We start from the raw sequence: 5,426 nt of genomic DNA, 5'->3' as shown, positions 1-5,426 counted from the left end.
TTAGAAAAAATGAGAGTGACAGTTGATGAGAAACTTCAAAATACTTTAGAAAAAAGACTTGGGGAATCCTTTAAAATGGTTAATGATAGACTTGAACAAGTTTATAAAGGTTTAGGAGAAATGCAAAATTTAGCCACAGGAGTAGGGGATTTAAAAAAAGTTCTTTCAAATGTAAAAACTAGAGGTGTTTTAGGAGAAATACAATTAGAAAGAATATTAGAACAGTTTTTAACTACTGAACAATATGAAAAAAATGTGATTACTAAAAATGGTTCTAGAGAAACAGTAGAATTTGCGATTAAGCTTCCTGGACGAGATGAATATAAGGAAACAATATATTTGCCACTTGATGCTAAGTTTCCTTTAGATATCTATAATAAGTTAATAGATGCCTATGAAGAAGGCAATCAATCTAATATAGATAGTGCATCCAAAGAATTAGAAAGGTTTATAAAAAAATCTGCAAAAGATATTAGAGATAAGTATATTGATCCACCTAATACAACAGATTTTGGAATTTTATTTTTACCTACAGAAGGACTTTATGCAGAAGTAGTAAAAAGACAACAGTTAGTTGAAGATTTACAAAGAGAATATAAAATCAATGTGACAGGACCGACAACTTTAATAGCGCTTTTAAATAGTTTACAAATGGGATTTAAAACTTTAGCTATTGAAAAACATTCTAGTGAAGTTTGGAAAGTGCTAGGTGCAGTTAAGACGGAGTTTTCAAAGTTTGAATCTGTATTAAATGCAGCTCAAAACAAACTAAATCAAGCTAGCTCAGAAATTGATAAATTAGTAGGTACAAGAACAAGGCAAATTAATAGAAAACTAAAAAGTGTTGAAAAATTAAGTGATAATCAGTCTTACGAATATATAGTCTCATCAAATGAAGAGGAAAATTAAATAAATTTTGTAGAGTAGTTAAAACTATATTGAAAGAAGTATGATTATATACAATAAAGTTAATATTTAATATTAAATATTAACTTTTTATGTTAAAATGTATAATAGTATAATAATACAATGAGGAGAGATGCATAGAATGGGTTTTTTAGATAGTTTATTTAATATGGCAGACAAAAAAGAATTAAAAAATTTCACTAAATTAGCCGAAAAAATTAATGCGATGGAACCAAGGTTCGAATCTATGAGAGATAAAGAACTTAAAAATATGACTAATGAATTTAAAGAAAGGTTAACTAAGGGTGAAACTTTAGATGATATATTACCTGAGGCTTTTGCAGTTGTTAGAGAAGCATCTAAAAGAGTTTTAGGACTTAGACAATATGATGTCCAATTTATTGGTGGTATGGTTCTTCACCAAGGTAGAATAGCGGAAATGAAAACTGGTGAAGGAAAAACATTAGTTGCGGCAGCACCCGTTTACTTAAATGCTTTAGAAGGTAAAGGTGTTCATGTAGTTACAGTAAATGATTACCTAGCAAAACGTGATAAAGAAGAAATGGGTAAACTTTATGAATTCTTAGGATTAACTGTAGGTGTTATAGTACATGGACAAACACCAGAAGTTAGAAGAGCACAATATAACTGTGATATTACATATGGAACAAATAATGAGTACGGATTTGATTACTTAAAAGATAATATGGTAATTCACAAAGAGCAAAAAGTTCAAAGGGGATTAAACTATGCTATAGTGGATGAGGTTGACTCTATATTAATAGACGAAGCAAGAACACCACTTATAATATCTGGTCCTGGAGATAAATCAACACATTTATATACAGATGCTAATACTTTTGTATTAACATTAAAAGCTCCAAGTAAAACAGAGCAACAAAAAACTAAACAAGAAAAAGAAGAACACTTTACAGATGGTGATTATGAAATAGATGAAAAACAAAAATCTGCTTCATTAACTGAGTCAGGTATTAAGAAGGCAGAAGTTTACTTTAATGTAGATAATATAACTGATATAGATCATACTGAATTATATCATCATATAAATCAAGCATTAAAAGCACATGCTATAATGAAAAAAGATGTTGATTACGTAGCTAAGGATGGAGAAATAGTTATAGTTGATGAATTTACTGGACGTTTAATGTTTGGTAGAAGATATTCAGATGGATTACATCAAGCAATAGAGGCAAAAGAAGGATTACATGTACAAAGAGAATCTAAAACTCTTGCTACTATAACATTCCAAAACTACTTCAGAATGTATAAAAAGCTTGCTGGTATGACTGGTACAGCTAAAACAGAAGAAGAAGAGTTTAAATCTATATATAAAATGGATGTTGTTGTAGTTCCTACAAATAAACCAGTTCAAAGGATTGATTTACCTGATAGTGTATATAAAAACGAGAGAGGTAAATTTAATGCAGTAGCTGAAGATATAATCGAGAGAAACAAAAATAAACAACCAGTACTAGTTGGTACAGTTTCTATAGAAAAATCAGAGATACTTTCTCAGATACTTAAAAGAAAAGGTATAAAACATGAAGTGTTAAATGCTAAAAATCATGAGAAAGAGGCAGAAATAGTTGCCCAAGCTGGTAGATTAGGTGCTGTTACAATAGCAACTAATATGGCCGGTCGTGGTACTGATATAATGTTAGGTGGAAATCCATTATTCTTAACTAAAAAAGAATTAAAGAGACAAGGATTTACTGAAGCTGCAATTAAAAGAGTAGATACTCATATAGAAGAAGCTGAACTAGAACAAGATGAAGAATTAGCAAAAGCTAAGCATTTATTTGATGATTTATATGAAAAATATAAAGAACAAGCTAAAAAGGAACAAGAAGAAGTTAAACAAGCTGGTGGTTTAGCTATAATAGGTACAGAAAGACATGAATCTAGAAGAATAGATAATCAGTTAAGAGGGCGTTCTGGACGTCAAGGTGACCCAGGTAGTTCAAGATTCTATATAGGATTAGATGATGAGCTTATGAGACTATTTGGTAGTGAGAGAATACAAGGTATAGTAGAAAAAATAGGTTTAGAGGAAGATATGCCGGTTGAACATAAGATGTTAACTAAATCTATAGAGAATGCTCAGAAGAAGGTTGAAGGAAGAAACTTCGGTATAAGAAAACACGTGCTTCAATATGATGATGTAATGAATAAACAAAGACAAGTTATATACGATGAAAGAGCAAGAGTTCTAGAAGGTGAAGATATAAATGAACAAGTACAAGGAATGATTAAAGATATAATAAATTCTGCTGCTACTGCTTATGTTGGAGATAATGGTATAGAATTAGAAAACTTAAAATCATACTTATATGCATTATTCATGCCTAAAGATAGCCTAGAAGTTGAAGGTTTAGATAAGTTAAAAACACAAGAATTAAGTGATAAAATATACGAAATAGCTCATAATCTATACAGAGAAAAAGAAGAAGTAATTGGATCTGATAGAATGAGAGAAGTAGAAAGAATTATACTTCTTCAATGTGTTGATAATCATTGGATAGATCATATAGATGCTATGGATCAATTACGTCAAGGTATAGGCCTTCGTGCTTTAGGACAGCAAGATCCAGTTATAGCTTATAAAATGGAAGGATTTGATATGTTTGATGATATGGTTAAACATATTCAAGAAGATACAGTAAAATATTTATTTAATATAACTATTGAACAACAACCAAAGGAAAGAAAACAAGTAGTTGATGTTGATAAATTATCAGCGCCAAGTGATAAAGAAGATAAATCTCCTGTGGTTAAAGAAAAAACTATAGGTAGAAATGAATCTTGTCCTTGTGGTAGTGGTAAAAAATTCAAACATTGTTGTGGGAAATAGTTTGGAGGATTCATATGCTTAATGAACAAGAGTACAGACAACAGGTTCAATCAATGTCTGTAAATTTAGAAGATTTGAGTGTTTCTCTTTGACATAGCTGGGTTAAAAACAGAAATAGAGTCATTAGAGAATGAAATTTCAAAACAAGAGTTCTGGAATGATAATGAAAGAGCTCAAAAAATATTACAAAAGAATAAATCTTTAAAAGATACTATTGAAGAATATGAAAGTCTGAAAAATGGACTTGAAGAGATAGAAATACTAATAGAAATGGGTCTTGAAGAAGATGATGCATCTATAGAAAAAGAAATAGAAGCATCGATATCAAGTCTTTTAAAACAATTAGATGATATGAAGATAAAAACTCTTCTTGATGGAGAGTATGATAAAAATAATGCTATATTATCAATAAATGCAGGTACTGGTGGATTAGATGCTCAAGATTGTGCACAAATTCTTTTAAGAATGTACACTAGATGGGCAAATAATAAAGGATATAAAATTAAGACTTTAGATTTTTTACCAGATACGGAAGCAGGTATAAAAAGTGTTACTTTACTTGTTGAAGGTGTTAATGCTTATGGGTATTTAAAAAGTGAAAAGGGTGTTCATAGGATAGTAAGGATATCTCCATATGATACATCAGGAAAAAGGCATACTTCTTTTGTATCAGTAGATATAACACCAGAATTAGATGATAATATTGATATTGAGATAAACCAATCAGATTTGAAGATTGATACTTATAGAGCTTCAGGTGCTGGTGGACAACATGTTAATACTACAGATTCTGCAGTTAGAATTACTCATATACCAACAGGGGTCATTGTTCAATGTCAGAATGAAAGATCTCAGTTGATGAATAGAGAAACAGCTATGAAGATGTTAAAAGGAAAGTTAATTCATTTAAAGGAATTAGAGCAAAAAGAAAGAATTGAAGATATACAAGGTAAGTACTCTCAAATTACTTGGGGTAGCCAAATAAGATCTTACGTTTTTCAGCCTTATAAATTAGTAAAAGATCATAGAACTAACTGTGAAATAGGAAATGTAGATAGTGTATTAGATGGAAATATAGATCCATTTATAAATGAATATTTAAAAATGAATAAAATTAGTAAATAATTAAAAAATAAGGCTTGAGAATAATTATATTCTTAAGCCTTATTTTAGAAAGAAGGTATAAATTGAATATTAATGAAATATTAAAACAAGAATTTAGCTTAAAAGATGAACAAATAAATAATACTATAAAACTTATTGATGAAGGAAATACAATACCATTTATAGCAAGATACAGAAAAGAAATGACTGGAGAAATGAGTGATGTATTATTAAGACAATTTAATGATAGACTAACTTATTTGAGAAATTTAGAAACAAGAAGAGAAGATGTAAAAAGAATAATAGATGAACAAGGAAAACTGACAGAAGATATTGAAAAGAGTTTATTAAATGCTAAAACGCTACAAGAAGTTGAGGATATCTATGCTCCTTTCAAACAAAAGAAAAGAACAAGAGCCACAATAGCTAAAGAAAAAGGTTTAGAAGAATTAGCATTATTAATTTTAGAGAAAAATATTAATAATATTGATGAAGAAGCGTCAAAATATATAAATGAAGAAAAAGAAGTTAAATCTATAGAAGA

Annotated in this window: 4 protein-coding genes; all 4 read left to right on the top strand. The window is 29.4% G+C overall.

The window, feature by feature from the left end:
• Positions 1–909, top strand: a 909-nt coding sequence (locus J7G74_RS05235) for a DNA recombination protein RmuC (RefSeq protein WP_297132743.1), incomplete at its 5' end; no start/stop codon positions are given.
• 139 nt (positions 910–1,048) lie between these two features.
• Positions 1,049–3,778 (top strand): preprotein translocase subunit SecA, encoded by a 2,730-nt coding sequence (gene secA / locus J7G74_RS05230; protein ID WP_297132740.1) that lies wholly within the window; start codon positions 1,049–1,051, stop codon positions 3,776–3,778.
• 14 nt (positions 3,779–3,792) lie between these two features.
• A protein-coding gene (prfB, locus tag J7G74_RS05225; RefSeq protein WP_297132737.1) for a peptide chain release factor 2 occupies positions 3,793–4,903 on the top strand; the annotation gives its coding sequence in 2 pieces (ribosomal slippage) (positions 3,793–3,867 and positions 3,869–4,903; 1,110 coding nt in all).
• Between the two features lie 62 nt (positions 4,904–4,965).
• A partial coding sequence (locus J7G74_RS05220) for a Tex-like N-terminal domain-containing protein (protein ID WP_297132735.1) occupies positions 4,966–5,426 on the top strand: 461 nt, incomplete at its 3' end.

Origin of the sequence: Terrisporobacter sp. (assembly GCF_017888745.1) — a bacterium.
Lineage (GTDB): Bacteria > Bacillota > Clostridia > Peptostreptococcales > Peptostreptococcaceae > Terrisporobacter.
The sequence above is the reverse complement of the archived record's forward strand: the minus strand, read 5'-3'. Positions and strand labels throughout refer to the sequence as shown.